At 70.7% G+C, this 16,966-nt stretch carries 14 protein-coding genes and 1 pseudogene; 13 read left to right on the top strand and 2 right to left on the bottom strand.

Going from position 1 to position 16,966, the window contains the following annotated elements; translation table 11 throughout:
- Positions 1 to 21: 21 nt before the first annotated feature.
- Positions 22 to 1,170, top strand: a complete 1,149-nt coding sequence (locus ACLLJJ_RS26650; RefSeq protein ID WP_434596031.1) for an ABC transporter ATP-binding protein — start codon at positions 22 to 24, stop codon at positions 1,168 to 1,170.
- A 74-nt stretch (positions 1,171 to 1,244) separates the two neighbouring features.
- On the opposite strand, the gene ACLLJJ_RS26655 is transcribed toward ACLLJJ_RS26650, so the two are convergent.
- A complete protein-coding gene (locus ACLLJJ_RS26655; RefSeq protein ID WP_434596033.1) occupies positions 1,245 to 1,700 on the bottom strand; it encodes a GNAT family N-acetyltransferase in 456 nt (151 codons plus the stop codon).
- Positions 1,701 to 1,849: 149 nt separating this feature from the next.
- Here ACLLJJ_RS26655 and ACLLJJ_RS26660 point away from each other — a divergent pair, with 149 nt between their 5' ends.
- The 6 genes from ACLLJJ_RS26660 (at position 1,850) to ACLLJJ_RS26685 (ending at position 8,869) form a co-directional block, all read left to right on the top strand.
- The gene (locus tag ACLLJJ_RS26660; protein ID WP_434596035.1) at positions 1,850 to 3,481 is read left to right on the top strand and encodes a peptide ABC transporter substrate-binding protein; all 1,632 of its coding nucleotides are present in this window, start codon (positions 1,850 to 1,852) and stop codon (positions 3,479 to 3,481) included.
- Positions 3,482 to 3,555: 74 nt separating this feature from the next.
- Positions 3,556 to 4,479 (top strand): ABC transporter permease, encoded by a 924-nt coding sequence (locus tag ACLLJJ_RS26665; RefSeq protein ID WP_434596037.1) that lies wholly within the window; start codon positions 3,556 to 3,558, stop codon positions 4,477 to 4,479.
- Positions 4,472 to 5,452 carry an ABC transporter permease gene (locus tag ACLLJJ_RS26670; RefSeq protein WP_434596039.1) on the top strand — a complete coding sequence of 327 codons (981 nt, stop codon included), beginning with the start codon at positions 4,472 to 4,474 and terminating at the stop codon, positions 5,450 to 5,452. The genes ACLLJJ_RS26665 and ACLLJJ_RS26670 overlap by 8 nt, the downstream gene beginning before the upstream one ends.
- Before the next feature lie 13 nt (positions 5,453 to 5,465).
- A complete protein-coding gene (locus tag ACLLJJ_RS26675; protein ID WP_434596041.1) occupies positions 5,466 to 6,440 on the top strand; it encodes an ABC transporter ATP-binding protein in 975 nt (324 codons plus the stop codon).
- Positions 6,433 to 7,524 (top strand): ABC transporter ATP-binding protein, encoded by a 1,092-nt coding sequence (locus tag ACLLJJ_RS26680; RefSeq protein WP_434596043.1) that lies wholly within the window; start codon positions 6,433 to 6,435, stop codon positions 7,522 to 7,524. The genes ACLLJJ_RS26675 and ACLLJJ_RS26680 overlap by 8 nt, the downstream gene beginning before the upstream one ends.
- 376 nt (positions 7,525 to 7,900) lie before the next feature.
- Positions 7,901 to 8,869: a hypothetical protein gene (locus tag ACLLJJ_RS26685; RefSeq protein WP_434596045.1), complete on the top strand. Its 969-nt coding sequence runs from the start codon at positions 7,901 to 7,903 to the stop codon at positions 8,867 to 8,869.
- A gap of 896 nt (positions 8,870 to 9,765) precedes the next feature.
- Here the strand turns inward: ACLLJJ_RS26685 and ACLLJJ_RS26690 are convergent.
- Entirely contained in the window at positions 9,766 to 11,934 is a 2,169-nt protein-coding gene (locus tag ACLLJJ_RS26690) for a prolyl oligopeptidase family serine peptidase (RefSeq protein ID WP_434596046.1), read from the bottom strand.
- A gap of 178 nt (positions 11,935 to 12,112) precedes the next feature.
- On the opposite strand from ACLLJJ_RS26690, the gene ACLLJJ_RS26695 reads away from it, so the two are divergent.
- The 6 genes and pseudogenes from ACLLJJ_RS26695 (at position 12,113) to ACLLJJ_RS26720 (ending at position 16,930) form a co-directional block, all read left to right on the top strand.
- The gene (locus tag ACLLJJ_RS26695) at positions 12,113 to 12,307 is read left to right on the top strand and encodes a hypothetical protein (protein WP_434596048.1); all 195 of its coding nucleotides are present in this window, start codon (positions 12,113 to 12,115) and stop codon (positions 12,305 to 12,307) included.
- A gap of 37 nt (positions 12,308 to 12,344) precedes the next feature.
- Positions 12,345 to 13,295, top strand: coding sequence for an N-acetyl-1-D-myo-inositol-2-amino-2-deoxy-alpha-D-glucopyranoside deacetylase (gene mshB / locus ACLLJJ_RS26700; protein ID WP_434596050.1), 951 nt, complete (start codon positions 12,345 to 12,347; stop codon positions 13,293 to 13,295).
- Positions 13,292 to 13,669 (top strand): DUF6113 family protein, encoded by a 378-nt coding sequence (locus ACLLJJ_RS26705; protein WP_434596052.1) that lies wholly within the window; start codon positions 13,292 to 13,294, stop codon positions 13,667 to 13,669. The genes mshB and ACLLJJ_RS26705 overlap by 4 nt, the downstream gene beginning before the upstream one ends.
- Positions 13,670 to 13,844: 175 nt before the next feature.
- Positions 13,845 to 16,004 (top strand): hypothetical protein, encoded by a 2,160-nt coding sequence (locus ACLLJJ_RS26710; RefSeq protein ID WP_434596054.1) that lies wholly within the window; start codon positions 13,845 to 13,847, stop codon positions 16,002 to 16,004.
- A gap of 171 nt (positions 16,005 to 16,175) precedes the next feature.
- Positions 16,176 to 16,352, top strand: a pseudogene (locus tag ACLLJJ_RS26715) (ABC transporter permease); the annotation flags it as partial.
- Positions 16,349 to 16,930 carry a response regulator transcription factor gene (locus ACLLJJ_RS26720; RefSeq protein WP_434596055.1) on the top strand — a complete coding sequence of 194 codons (582 nt, stop codon included), beginning with the start codon at positions 16,349 to 16,351 and terminating at the stop codon, positions 16,928 to 16,930. The pseudogene ACLLJJ_RS26715 and the gene ACLLJJ_RS26720, both read left to right, overlap by 4 nt.
- The last annotated feature ends 36 nt before the right edge of the window (positions 16,931 to 16,966 follow it).

The raw sequence follows: 16,966 nt of genomic DNA on the forward strand, positions 1-16,966 counted from the left end.
CCGGCAACTGGGGCAGAGATCATGAGCGAGACGAACACGAACACCAGCACAGTGGCCGATGCGGTTCCCTCGCAGCGGGCCTCCGGATCCACCGAGCCGTTGCTCGAGGTCAAGGGACTGACCAAGCATTTCCCGATCTATGGCGGCTTTCCGTTCCGGCGGAAGGTCGGCGCGGTGCAGGCCGTCGACGGGGTGGATCTGAGCATCTTCCCGGGCGAGAGCCTGGGCCTCGTCGGCGAGTCGGGCTGCGGCAAGTCCACCACGGGCCGGCTGCTGACCCGCCTCCTTGAGCCGACCGGTGGCACGATCACCTATCAGGGCAAGGACATCACCCGCGCCAGCCGCAGGCAGTTGGCGCCCGTGCGGTCCGAGATCCAGATGATCTTCCAGGACCCGTACGCCTCGCTGAACCCGCGGCAGACGGTCGGCACGATCATCGCGAGCCCGATGGAGATCAACGGCATCAACCCGCCGGGTGGCCGCGAAAAGCGGGTGCGTGAGCTCCTGGAGATCGTCGGTCTGAACCCGGAGCACTACAACCGCTTCCCGCACGAGTTCTCCGGCGGCCAGCGGCAGCGCGTCGGGGTGGCCCGCGCGCTGGCGCTCAAGCCCAAGGTGATCGTCGCGGACGAGCCGGTGTCGGCCCTCGACGTGTCCATCCAGGCCCAGGTGGTCAACCTGCTGCAGGAAGTGCAGCGGGAGATGGGCATCGCGTTCGTCTTCATCGCGCACGACCTCGCGGTGGTACGGCACTTCTCGGAGCGCGTGGCCGTGATGTACCTGGGCAAGGTGGTCGAGGTCGCGGACCGTGACTCGCTCTACGGCGGCCCGCGTCACCCGTACACCCACGCCCTGCTCTCGGCGGTGCCCGAGGCGGACATCGACGTGGACAAGAAGGAGCGGATCCGGCTCTCCGGTGACGTCCCCTCGCCGATCGCGCCGCCGTCCGGCTGTCACTTCCGCACCCGTTGCTGGAAGGCGCAGGACAAGTGCGCCACCCAGGAACCGCCGCTGGTGCAGATCTCGGGCAACAAGCCGGGGCACCTGACCGCCTGCCACTTCCCCGAGGACCCGACGACCGGCCCCCGGGAGCACGACATCATCCTCGACCCCGCCCTCGTGGCGATGGAGAAGGACCAGGGCGACACCGGGACGGCCAAGACCGGCTGATCCCCGCCCGCGAAGACGACGAGGCCCCCGCGACCGGATACCGGTCCGCGGGGGCTTCGTCGTGCCGCGACCGGTCACCCGGTGGACTCCGGCGCCGCCAGGGACTTGAACAGGTACACGTCCTCGTGGCCGCCCGGGATGCCCGGTGTGCGGCCCGTCTCCGTGTAGCCGTGGCGCTGGTAGAAGGCCGGGGCCTGGAAGGTGAAGGAGGAGACGCTCACCCGGTCGCAGCCGCGCCGCCGCGCCTCGGCCTCGGCGGCCAGCAGGATCCGGCTTCCCCAGCCGTCCCTGCGGCTGTCCTCGCGCACCCACAGCATCTCGATGCCGCACAGGCCGCCCCAGGTCCACCCGGTCAGGCCGCCGATCAGCTCGCCCGCCGCGTCGTCGACCCGGACCGAGAGCGTGCTCTGGGGGGCCGCGCCGGTGGGGCCCTCGTTGAAGGCGCCCAGTCCCTTGTCCAGGCGGGCGGTGAGGTCGGCGTCCTTCTCTCCGATGGTCAGGGTCGGAGCCGTGTCGTGATCAGTCGTCATCGCGCGGATACTGCCAGCCGATACGGCTCCGGTCCAGCGAATTTCCGATCCCCGGCCATGATCCGTATGGACGCGAAGAAGGTGCGATTCGTTATGGTATGGGGCGATATTTGGGCCTAAGTAATGCTGAGGACCCAAGGAGAGATCGCATGCGCGGAGCCAGGCACGCCAAATGGGCCACCTGTGCGGTCGCCGTCGCGCTCGCGGCGACGGCCTGCGGTGGCGGCGGGGACGACAGCGGCGGGGGTGGGGCCTCAGGGGTGGTCAGTTCCTCCTGGGGCGACCCGCAGAACCCCCTGGAGCCCTCCAACACCAACGAGGTGCAGGGCGGCAAGGTCCTCGACATGCTCTTCCGCGGTCTCAAGCGCTACGACCCGAAGACGGGCGAGGCCAAGGACATGCTCGCCGAGAAGATCGACACCAAGGACTCGCAGAACTTCACCGTCACGCTCAAGGACGGCTGGACATTCAGCAACGGCGAGAAGGTCACCGCCACGTCGTTCGTCGACGCCTGGAACTACGGCGCGCACCTGAAGAACAACCAGAAGAACGCCTACTTCTTCGGCTACATCGACGGCTACGACAAGGTGCACCCGGAGAAGGGCAAGGCCTCCGCGAGCACCCTCTCCGGCCTCAAGGTCAAGGACCCCAAGACCTTCACGGTCAAGCTCACGCAGAAGTTCTCCACCTGGCCCGAGACCCTCGGCTACGCCGCCTTCGCCCCGCTGCCCAAGGCGTTCTTCGACGACCACGACGGGTGGCTGTCCAAGCCCGTCGGAAACGGCCCGTACACCGTGGACTCGTACGCCAAGGGCTCCAAGATGAGCATGCGCAAGTGGGAAAACTACCCCGGCGCAGACAAGGCGCAGAACGGCGGCGTCGACCTCAAGGTCTACACCGACAACAACACCGCCTACACCGACCTGACCGCCGGCAACCTCGACCTCGTCGACGACGTCCCGGCCTCCCAGCTCAAGAACGTCAAGGCGGACCTCGGCGACCGCTACATCAACACCCCGGCCGGCATCATCCAGACCCTCGCCTTCCCCTTCTACGACAAGAAGTGGGACGCGGCCGGCATGGACAAGGTCCGCACGGGCCTGTCCAAGGCGATCAACCGCGAGCAGATCACCGACACTATCTTCGCCAAGACCCGCACCCCGGCCAAGGACTGGACGTCCCCGGTCCTCGGTGAGGAAGGCGGCTTCGACGACGGCCTGTGCGGCGACGCGTGCGTCTACGACGCGGCGGCGGCGAAGAAGCTGGTCGCCGAGGGCGGCGGCATCCCCGGCGGCACCCTGAAGATCTCGTACAACGCCGACACCGGCTCCCACAAGGAGTGGGTCGACGCGGTGTGCAACAGCATCAACAACGCGCTGGCCAACGACAAGGCGTGCGCGGGCAACCCGATCGGCACCTTCGCGGACTACCGCAACCAGATCACCGAGTCCAAGATGACGGGCCCGTTCCGGGCCGGCTGGCAGATGGACTACCCGCTCATCCAGAACTTCCTCCAGCCGCTGTACTACACGGACGCCTCGTCCAACGACGGCAAGTGGACCAACGACGAGTTCGACAAGCTCGTCGACCGGGCCAACGCCGAGAGCGACGTGGAGAAGGCCGTCAACCTCTTCCAACAGGCCGAGAAGGTCCTGCGGGACGAGATGGGCGCCATCCCGCTCTGGTACCAGAACGGCAGCGCCGGTTACTCCGACCGCGTCTCCAACGTGGCCCTGAACCCGTTCAGCGTCCCGGTCTACAGCGAGATCAAGGTCAACTGACGCGCCGAGCACACGTACGGCCCGGCGCCTAGGGGGCCGGGCCGCACCGCTTCCCACGACCTCCGGAGCCTCTCATGGGACGTTATGTGATCAGGCGTCTGCTGCAGATGATCCCGGTCTTCTTCGGCGCCACGCTGCTGATCTTCCTGATGGTGAACGTGATGGGCGATCCCATCGCGGGCCTCTGCGGCGACCGGCAGTGCGACGCGGCGACCGCCGCGCGGCTGCGCTCGGAGTTCGGCCTCGACAAGCCGGTGTGGCAGCAATACCTGACGTACATGGGCAACGTCTTCACCGGTGACTTCGGTACGGCCTTCAACGGCCAGAAGGTCACCGAGCTGATGTCGACCGCGTTCCCCATCACCATCCGGCTGACGGTCGTGGCCATCGTCTTCGAGGTCGTCATCGGCATCAGCCTGGGGGTGCTCACCGGCCTGCGCCGCGGCCGTCCCGTCGACACCGTCGTCCTGCTCCTGACGCTCGTGGTCATCTCGATCCCGACCTTCGTCACCGGCCTGCTGCTCCAGCTGCTGCTCGGCGTGAAGTGGGGCCTCATCAAGCCCGCCGTGTCGCCCGAGGCCACCGTCGACGAGCTGCTGATCCCCGGCCTGGTGCTCGCCTCGGTCTCGCTCGCCTACGTCACCCGGCTGACCAGGACGTCCGTCGCCGAGAACGCCCGCGCCGACTATGTCCGCACAGCCGTCGCCAAGGGCCTGCCCAGGCGCCGCATCATCTCCCGGCACCTGCTGCGCAATTCACTGATCCCCGTCGTCACCTTCATCGGCACCGACGTGGGTGCCCTGATGGGCGGCGCGATCGTCACCGAGCGGATCTTCAACATCCACGGCGTCGGCTACCAGCTCTACCAGGGCATCCTCCGGCAGAGCTCCCAGACCGTCGTCGGCTTCGTGACCGTGCTGGTGCTGGTCTTCCTGGTGGCGAATCTGATCGTCGACCTCTTGTACGCCGTACTCGACCCGAGGATCCGGTATGCCTGAGCCGCGCAACGAACCCGACGCAGCGATGTCGCCGGCCGGCGCCGGCGGCGCCATGCAGCTCGCCATGCAGGAGGGCGAGACGCTGGAGAAGACACCCGGCGGCCCCAACGGGGCCGGGTCGACGGGCAAGCCCCGCAGCCTGTGGTCCGACGCCTGGCGCGATCTGCGCCGCAACCCGGTCTTCATCATCTCCGGGCTCGTCATCACCTTCCTGGTGGTCATCTCGATCTGGCCGTCGCTCATCGCCAGCGGCAACCCGCTCCAGTGCGACCTCGGCAAGGCCCAGCGGGGCTCCGCGCCCGGCCACCCCTTCGGCTACAACGGCCAGGGCTGCGACGTCTACACACGGACCGTGTACGGCGCCAGGACCTCGGTGGCCGTCGGCGTCTTCTCCACCCTCGGCGTAGCCCTCCTCGGCTCGATCCTGGGCGGCCTCGCCGGCTTCTTCGGCGGCGGCTGGGACGCGCTGCTGTCCCGTATCACCGACGTCTTCTTCGGCATCCCCGTCGTCCTCGGCGGCCTGGTGTTCCTGTCCGTCATCACCTCCACCACCGTCTGGCCGGTGATCGGATTCATCGTGCTGCTCGGCTGGCCGCAGATCGCCCGCATCGCGCGCGGCTCGGTCATCACCGTCAAGCAGAACGACTACGTGCAGGCGGCCCGCGCGCTCGGCGCGAGCAACTCCCGGATGCTGCTGCGGCACGTCACCCCCAACGCCATCGCCCCGGTCATCGTCGTGGCGACCATCGCCCTCGGTACGTACATCTCGCTGGAGGCGACCCTCTCGTACCTCGGCGTGGGCCTGAAGCCGCCCGCCGTGTCCTGGGGCATCGACATCTCCAGCGCCTCGCAGTACATCCGCAACGCCCCCCACATGCTGCTCTGGCCGGCCGGTGCGCTGGCGGTCACGGTGCTCGCTTTCATCATGCTCGGCGACGCGGTGCGCGACGCCCTGGACCCCAAGCTGCGCTGAGGAGCCCGCTGCCATGTTGCTCGAAGTGCGCGATCTGCACGTGGAGTTCCGGACCCGGGACGGCGTCGCCAAGGCGGTCAACGGGGTCGACTACTCGGTGTCCGAGGGCGAGACGCTCGCCGTCCTCGGCGAATCCGGATCCGGGAAGTCCGTGACCGCACAGGCGATCATGGGCATCCTCGACATGCCGCCCGGGAAGATCACCGGCGGCGAGATCATCTTCCAGGACCGTGATCTGCTGAAGCTCAAGGAGGAGGAGCGGCGCAAGGTCAGGGGCCGGGAGATGGCCATGATCTTCCAGGACGCGCTTTCCTCACTGAACCCGGTGCTCAGCGTGGGCGAGCAGCTCGGCGAGATGTTCATCGTCCACCGGGGAATGTCCAGGAAGGACGCGAAGGCGAAAGCTGTCGAGCTGATGGACCGGGTGCGCATCCCGGCGGCGAAGGAACGGGTCGGGGACTACCCGCACCAGTTCTCCGGCGGCATGCGCCAGCGCGTCATGATCGCGATGGCGCTGGCCCTGGAGCCGTCACTGATCATCGCGGACGAGCCGACGACCGCGCTGGACGTGACCGTGCAGGCCCAGGTCATGGAGCTGCTCGCCGAGTTGCAGCGCGAGCTCAACATGGGACTCATCCTGATCACCCACGACCTCGGGGTGGTCGCGGACGTCGCCGACAAGATCGCGGTGATGTACGCGGGACGCATCGTGGAGACCTCGCCGGTCCACGAGATCTACCGGGCCCCCGCCCACCCGTACACCAAGGGCCTGCTCGAATCGATTCCGCGCCTGGACCAGAAGGGCAAGGAGCTGTACGCGATCAAGGGCCTGCCGCCGAACCTGATGCACATCCCGCCCGGCTGCGCCTTCAACCCGCGCTGCCCGATGGCCCAGGACGTGTGCAGGACCGATGTGCCGCCGCTGGCGCGGGTGTCCGAGACCCGGCGGAGCGCCTGCCACTTCTGGAAGGAGACGCTCGATGCCTGAGCAGCAGCTTGAGCGGGCCGAGCCGTCCCGGCAGGCCACCGAGCCGATTCTGGAAGTGCGCGACCTGGTCAAGCACTACCCGCTGACCCGCGGCATCGTCATCAAGAAGCACGTGGGCGCGGTCAAGGCCGTCGACGGGGTCTCCTTCGACCTGGCCAGGGGCGAGACGCTGGGCATCGTCGGGGAGTCGGGCTGCGGGAAGTCCACCGTCGCCAGGATGCTGGTCAACCTGGAGCAGCCGACCGCCGGGTCGATCAAGTACAAGGGCGAGGACATCACCAAACTGTCCGCGCGCGCACTGCGGACCGTGCGCCGCAACATCCAGATGGTCTTCCAGGACCCGTACACCTCGCTGAACCCGCGCATGACGGTCGGCGACATCATCGGCGAAGCGTACGAGATCCACCCCGAGGTGGCGCCCAAGGGCGAGCGGCGGCGCAAGGTCCAGGACCTCCTCGACGTCGTCGGCCTCAACCCGGAGTACATCAACCGCTATCCGCACCAGTTCTCCGGCGGGCAGCGCCAGCGCATCGGCATCGCGCGCGGCCTCGCCCTCCAGCCGGAGATCATCGTGGCGGACGAGCCGGTCTCCGCGCTCGACGTGTCCGTACAGGCGCAGGTCGTCAACCTGATGGACAAGCTGCAGAGCGAGTTCCAGCTGTCGTACATCTTCATCGCGCACGACCTGTCGATCGTGCGGCACATCTCCGACCGGGTCGGCGTGATGTACCTGGGCCGGATCGTCGAGATCGGCACGGACGAGCAGATCTACGACCACCCCACGCATCCCTACACCCAGGCGCTCCTGTCGGCCGTGCCGGTGCCCGACCCGCTCGCGCGTGAGCACCGGGAGCGGATCGTCCTCACCGGCGACGTGCCGTCCCCGGCGAACCCGCCGTCCGGCTGCCGGTTCCGCACCCGCTGCTGGAAGGCGCAGGAGCGCTGCGCGCTGGAAGTGCCGCTGCTCGCGGTCCCGGCGGCGTTCCGGGACGTCGGCAGCCCGGCGGCGCACGACTCGGCCTGCCATTTCGCCGAGGAGAAGCAGGTCGTCCCGGTGGTGGCCGAGCCGGACGACACCCCCTAGTCAAGGCCCAGTTCGCGCCGGGCGGGATCCCGGGAGCCTGCGGCGAACATCCCTCCCCGGCCCGCAAGCGGTAGCCCAGAACGAGATGAAAGAGCGTCAACTCTGGCTGTATCGGCCGGGGTTGGGCTTGTCGTCGCCTCACGTCCTCGGAGGGCGGCATCCGATGATGAACGCTCACCAATATCGTTAACAAACAAGCAACTTGACCGTCGCGACACCGATATGCGAACGCGTCATTCTGGACGGCGTACGGCCGTGCGGGTGCCGTCGGCCGGCCGGGGCGCGCCATGTCGCCCCGGCCGGTCGCATCCGTGCCGCTGGGCCTCTTGTTCACCGTGGGGCCGTGGTGGAGCATCGCCGTTGGGGGTGTCCGGTCATGCGGCAACCACAGGTACTCGCACAGGGGGCGCGGATCGTCGGCGCCGTACTGTGCGCGCTGCTCGCGCTGCAGACGGCCGCCTGGATCGGCCGGGACCTCGGACTCGCGGAGCCGTCCCGGCTCTGGCCCCTCTGGGCGGGCGGCGGACCTTCCGCCCCGGACATCGTGACCACCTTCCGCGACCCGCTGCTGTTCGGTGTGTACGTCGTGGTGGGCGTCGCGGCGCTGCGCTCGGCGGTCGCCGCGTCCGCGCTGCTCACCGCCGGGATCGCGACCCTCGCATGCCGACTGCCCGGCGTATGGGCGCGAGGCTCCGAGTACATGCACCACGAGTTGCGGGAACAGGCCGTGCTGAGCACGTTCGTGGCGCTCGCGCTCGGCGCGGCCCTGCTGATCACGGCCGCGGCCGGACGCAGGCCCACCATCTCCGCGTACGAACCCGGGCCCACCCGCCCCGCGCGGGGCCCTTCGGTGACCGCGTTCCTCTTCCTGGGGGCGGCGTCGGCGGTGGTGGCGGGCTGGGAGGTCCACTGGGCCACCCGAAGCCGGGACCCGGCGGCCTACCTGGACCGGTTCACGGGCAGCGACGCGATCAGGGCGCCGCTGCTGGGGGCGCCACCGGGCTGGCTGGCGGTGACACTCGCCCTGATGGCGCTGGCGGCGGCGATCGGCGCACTCTTCCACACCGTCTACTCACGCCCCCTGGGAATGGCGGCGGCGGCGCTCCTGGTGGGAACGGGTGGGACGGCGCTGGCGGAGGCGATGCGCCGGGGCGCGCTGGCGGGCGTGGGCAGCGCGCCGACGGCAACCCAACTCCAGTACGCGAGCGCCCTGTTCGAGCTACTGGCTGGAACGGTCGTCCTGCTGACGCTGGTCCGCAGAGGAGTCCCCCCGCCCGCCCGCCCAACAACGCCACCCCGAGCCCTGGCCCCGCCACCCCCGGCTTCGAAACCGCCGGGTTGGTAGCTCAGCCCGGCCCTGAGGCCGCGTGGGTCGGCCCGGCCCTGAGGCCGCGTGGGTCGGCGGTTCGGCCCGGCTTCGAGGATGCCGGTCCGGCTGGGGCGCCCACCCCGGCTTTGATGCCTTCGAGGTTGCCGGTCCGGCAATTCGGCTCAGCTTCGAAACCACCGGGCCGGTAGCGGTCGCCCGCCGGGGACTTGAGGCCGGCGGGTCGCCAATTCCACCCGGTTTCGAGGGCGCCGGGGCGGCAGCGGTTGACCGCCCGGGCTTGAGGCCGACGGCTCGCCAGTTCGCCCCAACTTCGAAACCTCCGGTCCGGCTGGGGCGCCCACCCCGGCTTTGATGCCTTCGAGGTTGCCGGTCCGGCAATTCGGCTCAGCTTCGAAACCACCGGGCCGGTAGCGGTCGCCCGCCGGGGACTTGAGGCCGGCGGGTCGCCAATTCCACCCGGTTTCGAGGGCGCCGGGGCGGCAGCGGTTGACCGCCCGGGCTTGAGGCCGACGGCTCGCCAGTTCGCCCCAACTTCGAAACCTCCGGTCCGGCTGGGGCGCCCACCCCGGCTTTGATGCCTTCGAGGTTGCCGGTCCGGCAATTCGGCTCAGCTTCGAAACCACCGGGCCGGTAGCGGTCGCCCGCCCGGGGCTTGAGGCCGGCGGGTCGCCAATTCCACCCGGTTTCGAGGGCGCCGGGGCGGAGCACCCAGTCACGCGGCGGCAGCCGCAAAATGACACAACGGGAAGGGGCGGGTAGGGGACCGGCGCCGCAGGCAACCCGCACCATCACGACCCGCACCCGCACCCGCACCCGCACCCGCACCCGCACCCGCACCCGCACCCGCACCATCACGACCCGCACCCGGCCGCACCCGGAGCCCGGCAGACCCCACACCCGGCCGCACCCGCCTACTCCGCCCCCATCCCCAGCGCCCTCTTCAGGAAGTCCACCTGAAGCAGCAGCAGATTCTCCGCGACCTGTTCCTGCGGAGCCGTCATGTGCGTGACCCCGGTCAGCGGAAGGACCTCGTGGGGCCGCCCCGCCCCCAGCAACGCCGAAGACAGCCGCAACGTGTGCGCCATCACCACGTTGTCGTCCGCCAGCCCATGGATGATCATCATCGGCCGGTGCTGCTCCGCCGCCCCGGACAGCCCGTCGTCCGTGACGAGCGAATTCGCCGCGTACACGTCCGGCTGCTCGCGCGGGTCCCCGAGATACCGCTCCATGTAATGCGTGTCGTACAGCCGCAGGTCGGTGACCGGCGCCCCCACGATCCCCGCGCGGAACACGTCGGGACGCCGCAGCACCGCCATGCCCGCCAGGTAGCCGCCGTACGACCAGCCGCGGATCGCGACCCGCTCCAGGTCCAGGGGGAACTCCCCGGCCAGCCCGTGCAGTGCCTCGATCTGGTCGTCGAGCGTGAGCGTGAAGTCGTTCCTGACGGCCTTCTCCCAGGCGGGGGAGCGCCCGGGGGTGCCGCGGCCGTCCGCGACGACCACCGCGAAGCCCTGGTCGGCGAACCACTGGGAGGTGAGGTGCGCGTCGTGCGCGGCAATCGCCCGCCGCGCGTGGGGGCCCCCGTACGGGTCCATCAGCACCGGAAGCGGACCATCCCCTTCCCTATGGTCCGCGGGGAGCAGGACGGCGCACGGAATCCGCCGCGCGCCCCCCTCGACGAGTCGCACGCGCGCGTGCAGCCCAGGCTCCTGCGCGCGCGAGGCGACCACGGCCGCCGGCTTGCCGTCGCGCAGCACCTGGACCACCGTGCCGCTGCGGTCGGGACGGGCCGATGACAGTACGGTCACCCCGCCGGACCGGGTCGCCGCGTGCACGCCGGGCCCCTCCGACACGCGCTCCACGCCCTGCTCACCGACCCGGTAGACGTGCACCTCGCCGGTCTGCGGCTCCGTGGCCTCCACGCCCGCCCAAGCGGAGACGAGGACGTCTTCGGCGGAGATGTCGAGCACCGCCCGTACGTGCAACTGCGGCCCGGTCAGCGTCCGGTCGCCCACAGCGAGCACCCGTACGCCGTCCTCGTCGGCGACCCGCACGAGCCGCCCGTCCGGCGTCCACGCCGGAACCCCGTCGAAAAGATCAAGCCACACCTCGTCCTTGTCGGCGTGCACCGTCCGGGTCGCCCCGGTCTGCATGTCCACCGCCAAGTACAGCTGGCCGCGCTGGTCCCGGGCCTGCACGAGCAGCAACGGCGCCCCCGCGCCCGACCAGTGGACCCGGGCCAGGTACGGATAGCGCTCCCGGTCCCACACCACCTCGGTGCGCGCCACCTCGGCCCCCGCGCCGGGGACCGCGTCCGGCCCCGCCACCACGCCCGTCAGGAACAGCCGTACGTCCGCGTTGGCCGTCCCGGCCGCCGGATACGCGACCGAGGACGGCTTCTGGTCCGGATGGGCCGGGTCGGAGATCCACCAGCGCGTCACGGCCGCGTCGTCGGCGCGGGCGACCAGCAGCCGGTCGGACTTCGGCGACCACCAGAAGCCGCGCGTGCGCCCCATCTCCTCCGCCGCGACGAACTCCGCCAGCCCGTACGTGGTGTGCTCGTCCTCCGGCTCCGCGAGCGCCCGGTCCCCGTCGCCGTCCACGCCGACCACCCGCAGGGCGCCCCCGGCGACGTATGCGACGTGCCGTCCGTCGGGCGACGGCCGGGGGTCGATAACCGGCCCCGCGGCAGGCAGTTCGCGTGCCGTCCCGGCCCGCAGTTCGGCCACGAACAGCCGGCCCGACAGTGCGAAGGCCGCCAGCTCGACCGCGCCGTCCACCGCGTAGCCGACGATGCCGGCGGACCCTTCGCGGCTGCGTTCGCGGCGCGCCCTTTCCTGCGCGGACAGTTGCTCGGCCGCGCCGCCGAGCAGCCCCTGCGGATCCGCCGCGATGCGCTCCTGTGCGCTCCCTTCCAGGTCGAGCACCCAGAGTGCGTTGGCGCGATCGGTGCCGGTCGGGGAGCGCAGAAACACCACACGCGCCCCGTCCGGCGACACCGTGAACGCGCGTGGTGCGCCAAGGGTGAAGCGCTGGGTCCTGGCGAACTGCCTTGGAAAGGAGAGCTGCTGCGAGGTCATGCGACCGAAACTACCGCTCCTCCTCCGCTGCAGTGCGCCCCTCGTGCTGCCGTGCGCGATCAGTGCGGGGGCACGGATAGTTATGATCCGTAGCGCTAGGTGGGTATGAAGCTGCTGGCGCTTGTCGTCATGCCCGTTCCGTACAAACGGCCCTTACGGTAAGTGGAGGTGAACCGCCGTGGCACTCTCGATTTCGGTGGTAGTGCTGTTGGTGATCATCGTCATCCTGATGGTCCGGAAATCCGGGCTCAAAGGTGGACATGCGGTGATCTGCGTATTGCTCGGCTTCTACCTGGCCAGCTCCTCCATCGCCCCCACGATCAACGAGCTGACCACCAACGTGGCCGGGATGATCGGCGGCATCAAGTTCTAGGACATCCCCCGGCCGCGGAGCCTCGTAGGCTGTTCCCATGACGGACCCTCCAGCCCGTCGTCTGCTCCTGGTGCACGCGCACCCCGACGACGAGTCGATCAATAACGGCGCCACCATGGCCAAGTACGCGGCCGAGGGCGCCGCTGTCACCCTGGTGACCTGCACCCTCGGGGAGGAGGGTGAGGTCATCCCGGCCTCGCTCGCCCACCTCACCGCCGACCGGGACGACACGCTCGGCCCGTATCGCGCCGGTGAACTCGCCGCCGCGATGAAGGAGCTGGGGGTTACGGACCACCGGCTCCTGGGCGGCCCCGGCCACTTCCGCGACTCCGGGATGACGGGCACCGAGCAGAACCACCGTGCGGGTGCCTTCTGGCACGCACGCGTGGACGACGCCGCGGATCACCTCGTCGAGGTGATCCGTTCCGTTCGCCCGCAGGTGCTGGTGACGTACGACCCGGACGGCGGCTACGGGCACCCGGACCACATCCAGGCGCACCGGGTCGCGACGCGCGGCGCCGATCTCGCGGCCGACCCGGGCCACCGTCCGGACCTCGGCGCGCCGCACACCATCAGCAAGATCTACTGGAACCGGGTGCCACGCACCGTCGTGGAGGAGGGCTTCGCCCGTCTCCGCGCGGCCGGCCCGGACTTCCCCGGGACCGCCGCCGTGAACGACGTGCCGGGGGTGATCGACGACGCCTCGGTCACCACGGAGATCGACGGCACGGCGTACGCCGGTGCCAAGGTCGCGGCCATGCGCGCCCATGCCACTCAGATCGCGGTCGAGGACCCCTTCTTCGCGCTCTCCAACCACCTGGGACAGCCCATCTTCACCAGTGAGTTCTACGAGTTGGCCCGGGGAGAAGCGGGCGCCGCCGACGGCGGGCGCGAGACCGACCTCTTCGCGGGAATCGCCGGAGCCACGGGAACCACCGGAGCCGCCCAAATCGCGGCGGCCCCGGGCAGCGCGGGGGCGGCGTCATGACCGGCACCACCCCGGCCCGCCTCGCCGCCTACGCGCTGATCGCCGTGCTCGGCGCGGTCGTCGGCGCGGCGGGCGTGCTCGTCCACGCCGGCTGGTTCCCCGGCGGGCTGCTGCTCGCCCTGCTCGCGTCGACGGCCCTCTTCTACGGCGCCATGCGGGCGATGGGCACCAAGGCGGGAGCGGGCACGGCCGCCGCCGGATGGATTGTCTCGATCGTGCTGCTGACCCTCAGTCGGCCCGAGGGTGACCTTCTCATCGGGGGCAGCTCCGTCTCGTACTTCTACATGCTGGGCGGAATGGCGCTCGCTGTGATGTGTGCCACGATGCTGGACCTGCCGCAACCGGGCAGATCTGCTGCCCGACTTGGCAAATGACGTACCACTTGAGTCGGTGAATTGAGCACCCTCGCACGAGCGTCGGGCCTCGCTTCCCACGGTCGCGGGGTGCGTGCGGTCGGCGGCCAGTATGGTGGTGCGCGCCGCCGAGCTGCCCGCACCAGGCATGCAAGAACGTAAGAGCGGGCGGTGGAGCCAACCGGGAGAACCTGCCTTGAGTCGTGAAACTGACAGTTCGTCGTCCGGCCCCCAGGGGCGTGGCGGAGCCGCGTACCCCTCGGGTACCCCGCCGTACGGATCGCGCCAGTATCCGTCGCCGCGCCCCGCGCAGGACGCGCCGGAGGAGGCCGCCCAGGCCGCCCCCGCACCGGTGGAGCCCGACGAGCCCAGGACCGAGACCACGCTGACCACGCGTATCCGGATCAACATCCCCGGGTCGCGCCCGATCCCGCCCGTCGTCATGCGTACGCCGATGAGCGACCTCGATCCGGCGCCGGGAACCGGCCCGTCCGCGGCCTCCGAGCCGGCCGCGGGCAGTGGCACCAGAAGCGCCGGCAACAGAAACGGCAACGGCGCCGGGAACGCCGGACCCGAGCGCACGATGGGCACGCCGTGGCCCGAGGCGAAGCGGGAGGGCCCGCCGCCCGCCGCCGAGCGCGGTGACGCGGGTGGCGAGGAGAAGCCGGCCGCGCCCAGCGACTGGTTCGCCCCGCGCAAGTCGGCGCCCGGCGCCCCCGGCCCGGCCGCGCCCACCCCGCCGCAGGGCGGCGGACAGCGCCCCGACCTCCCGTACTTCACGCCGGACTCGCAGCAGCCGCAGGGCGGCCCGCCGCGCAGCGCGATCAGCGATCTCGACGCCGGCGGCCCGGCGCCGGGCGCCTTCTCCGGCGGCGGCCCCTCGGGGCCGACGACGGGCCCGGCCACCGGCAGCTCACCGCTGTCCGGCTACCGGCCCGGCCCGGCCGGAACGGCGTCCAGCCCGGAGTCCGGGCCGCCGTCGGGCCAGCAGCCCGGCCCGATGTCGGGCTACGACCCGAACGGGCCGACGCCCGGCTACGACCCGGCCGGCCCGCCGTCCGCTCAGCGCCCCGGCGGCGGTGCGCGTCGGCCGGGCGGCGGCGACCCGTCCTTCGAGCCGCAGGCCGCCGCGCCGTTCCCGCCGCGCATGTCCGACGACACCGCCGTACTGACCCCGCAGAAGCCGGCCCCCGGCGGCGGCAACGTCTCCGGTGACACGCTGACCAGCGGCATCCCCGTGGTCCCCTCGGCCGACCGGCACTCGCCGTTCCCCGCGGGCCCCCAGGGTGGTGGCAACGGCCAGGACGCCCGCCTCACCGCCGACCCGGCGCCCCGCCCGCCGGACGGACCCAGGCCTCCGACGCCGGGCCCGGCGTCCACCCCCGCGCGGGCCGCAACCCCGCCCGCCAAGAAGGGCCGCTCCAAGCTGGTCCTGGCAGCCGTCGGCGTCGTTGGCCTGGCCGGTGTCGCGTACGGCGCCGGGCTCCTGATGAACCACTCCGACGTACCCAAGGGCACCACGGTCCTCGGCGTCGACATCGGCGGTGGCACCAAGGAAGAGGCGGTCGGCAAGCTCGACGGCGCGCTCGGCAAGCGCGCCGCCAGCCCGCTCCAGCTGACCGTCGACGGCGAGAAGACGAAGCTCTCGCCCGAGCAGGCAGGACTCACCCTGGACAGCCAGGAGACGGTCCGCGCCGCCGCCGGAGCGGACTACAACCCCGTCTCGGTGATCGGCTCGCTCTTCGGCGGCGAGCGGGTCGCCGAGCCCGTACTCCCGGCCGACGAGGAGAAGCTCGGCGTCGCGCTGACCGACCTCGCGGGCGACTCGGGCACTGCGGTCGAGGGCACCGTCAAGTTCGTGCCGGGCAAGGCCGTCGCCGTACCGGGCAAGTCGGGCAAGCAGCTCGACGTCAACCAGTCGGTGCGCTCGGTGAAGGACGCGTACCGCGCCCAGGTGGAGACCGGCAAGCCGAACGTCGTCGAACTGCCCGTCGCCGCCAAGGAACCGACGATCACCCAGGCCGAGATCTCCCGGGCCATGAAGGACTTCGCGGAGCCCGCGATGTCCGGCCTGATCACGATCAAGGCGGGCGGCAAGCAGATCCAGTTCGGCCCGGAGCGGTCACTGCCGAAGATCCTCTCCATGAAGGCGATCGATGGCACCCTGGTCCCGGTCTACGACAAGCCGGCGATCGAGACGCTTCTCGACGGCGTCTTCGACGGGGTCCTGGCCACCAAGGGCGACGGCAAGAAGCACCAGATCACCGCGGACGACGTGGCCCAGGCGATGCAGACCGCGCTCCTCGGCAAGACGCCCGCAGCGCGCGTCCAGGAGATCAACCTCAACGGAAGCTGATCCACGGCTGTTTCACGTGCCCCCGCCCGGACTCCGGGCGGGGGCACGGCCGCGTCCGCCCGGACCATGACATCTGTCATCCCGGACACACGACCCGCGACACTGCCGGGCAGCCGCCCAGCCGGGCCAGTCTTGGGGCATGACGACGACAGCCCATCCCAGCACCGCCACCAGTGGCTCCAGAACATCGCGGAGTGGCTGCCCACGCACGCGTACGCCGCACTCGGTCAGGCCGTCGAGCTGGGCGGCGCCCCGCACCTGAAGGACGTCGGAATTCTCGTCGGCTACTTTTTGATCTTCCTCGGCGGCGCGGCCTGGCTGTATCGGAAGGACACACTCAAGGCGTGAACGAAGACACTCTCGCCGTCATCGGGCGAGCGCCGGAGAGCCGCCGCGAGGCGCTCGTCAGGCTGATGTGGATCGTGATCTGGCTGGCGTTCATGGGCGCCCCGGCCAGCGACCTGCTCCAGGACGAGCACACGGCGTGGGCCACCGCGCGCGGCGGCCTCGGCCTCGCCTCCTTCGTCGGCTGCTATCTGTTCGTCATCTTCCGCCACATCTCGAAACCGCTGGCCAGGGCCACGGTCTGCGGGCTGCTGGCCGGGCTGCTGGCCCTCGCCACGCTCCTCTCGCTGAGCCTCGGCTCCGAGTGGCTGCTGCTCTTCGTGTACGCGGCCGTGGCATCCGGCGCGGCCCTGCCACTGCCGATGGCACGCTGGGCGATCGAGGGCGCGAATCCGCTGACCGATCGCGAACGCGAGGTGCTGCGGGCGGCCTCGGACGGATCGACCAACGCGGAGCTGGCCACGGCCCTGCACCTGTCGCAGGGCACGGTCCGCAACTACCTGTCGACGGCCATCCAGAAGCTGGCCTCCCGCAACCGCGCCGAGGCGGTGCGGGTGGTCAGGGACAAGGGCTGGCTGTAGGCGCCCCGGCCGCCAGGCCCGACGGAACCACGGTGG

Origin of the sequence: Streptomyces sp. A5-4 (assembly GCF_051131715.1) — a bacterium.
Lineage (GTDB): Bacteria > Actinomycetota > Actinomycetes > Streptomycetales > Streptomycetaceae > Streptomyces.

Bases quoted from the DNA above. Each gene is read 5' to 3' on its own strand.
- ACLLJJ_RS26650 (WP_434596031.1), top strand. From the start codon at position 22: ATGAGCGAGACGAACACGAACACCAGCACAGTGGCCGATGCGGTTCCC.
- ACLLJJ_RS26690 (WP_434596046.1), bottom strand. From the start codon at position 11,934: ATGACCTCGCAGCAGCTCTCCTTTCCAAGGCAGTTCGCCAGGACCCAG.
- ACLLJJ_RS26660 (WP_434596035.1), top strand. From the start codon at position 1,850: ATGCGCGGAGCCAGGCACGCCAAATGGGCCACCTGTGCGGTCGCCGTC.
- ACLLJJ_RS26705 (WP_434596052.1), top strand. From the start codon at position 13,292: ATGACCGGCACCACCCCGGCCCGCCTCGCCGCCTACGCGCTGATCGCC.
- ACLLJJ_RS26655 (WP_434596033.1), bottom strand. From the start codon at position 1,700: ATGACGACTGATCACGACACGGCTCCGACCCTGACCATCGGAGAGAAG.
- ACLLJJ_RS26675 (WP_434596041.1), top strand. From the start codon at position 5,466: ATGTTGCTCGAAGTGCGCGATCTGCACGTGGAGTTCCGGACCCGGGAC.
- ACLLJJ_RS26685 (WP_434596045.1), top strand. From the start codon at position 7,901: ATGCGGCAACCACAGGTACTCGCACAGGGGGCGCGGATCGTCGGCGCC.
- mshB (WP_434596050.1), top strand. From the start codon at position 12,345: ATGACGGACCCTCCAGCCCGTCGTCTGCTCCTGGTGCACGCGCACCCC.
- ACLLJJ_RS26680 (WP_434596043.1), top strand. From the start codon at position 6,433: ATGCCTGAGCAGCAGCTTGAGCGGGCCGAGCCGTCCCGGCAGGCCACC.
- ACLLJJ_RS26670 (WP_434596039.1), top strand. From the start codon at position 4,472: ATGCCTGAGCCGCGCAACGAACCCGACGCAGCGATGTCGCCGGCCGGC.
- ACLLJJ_RS26665 (WP_434596037.1), top strand. From the start codon at position 3,556: ATGGGACGTTATGTGATCAGGCGTCTGCTGCAGATGATCCCGGTCTTC.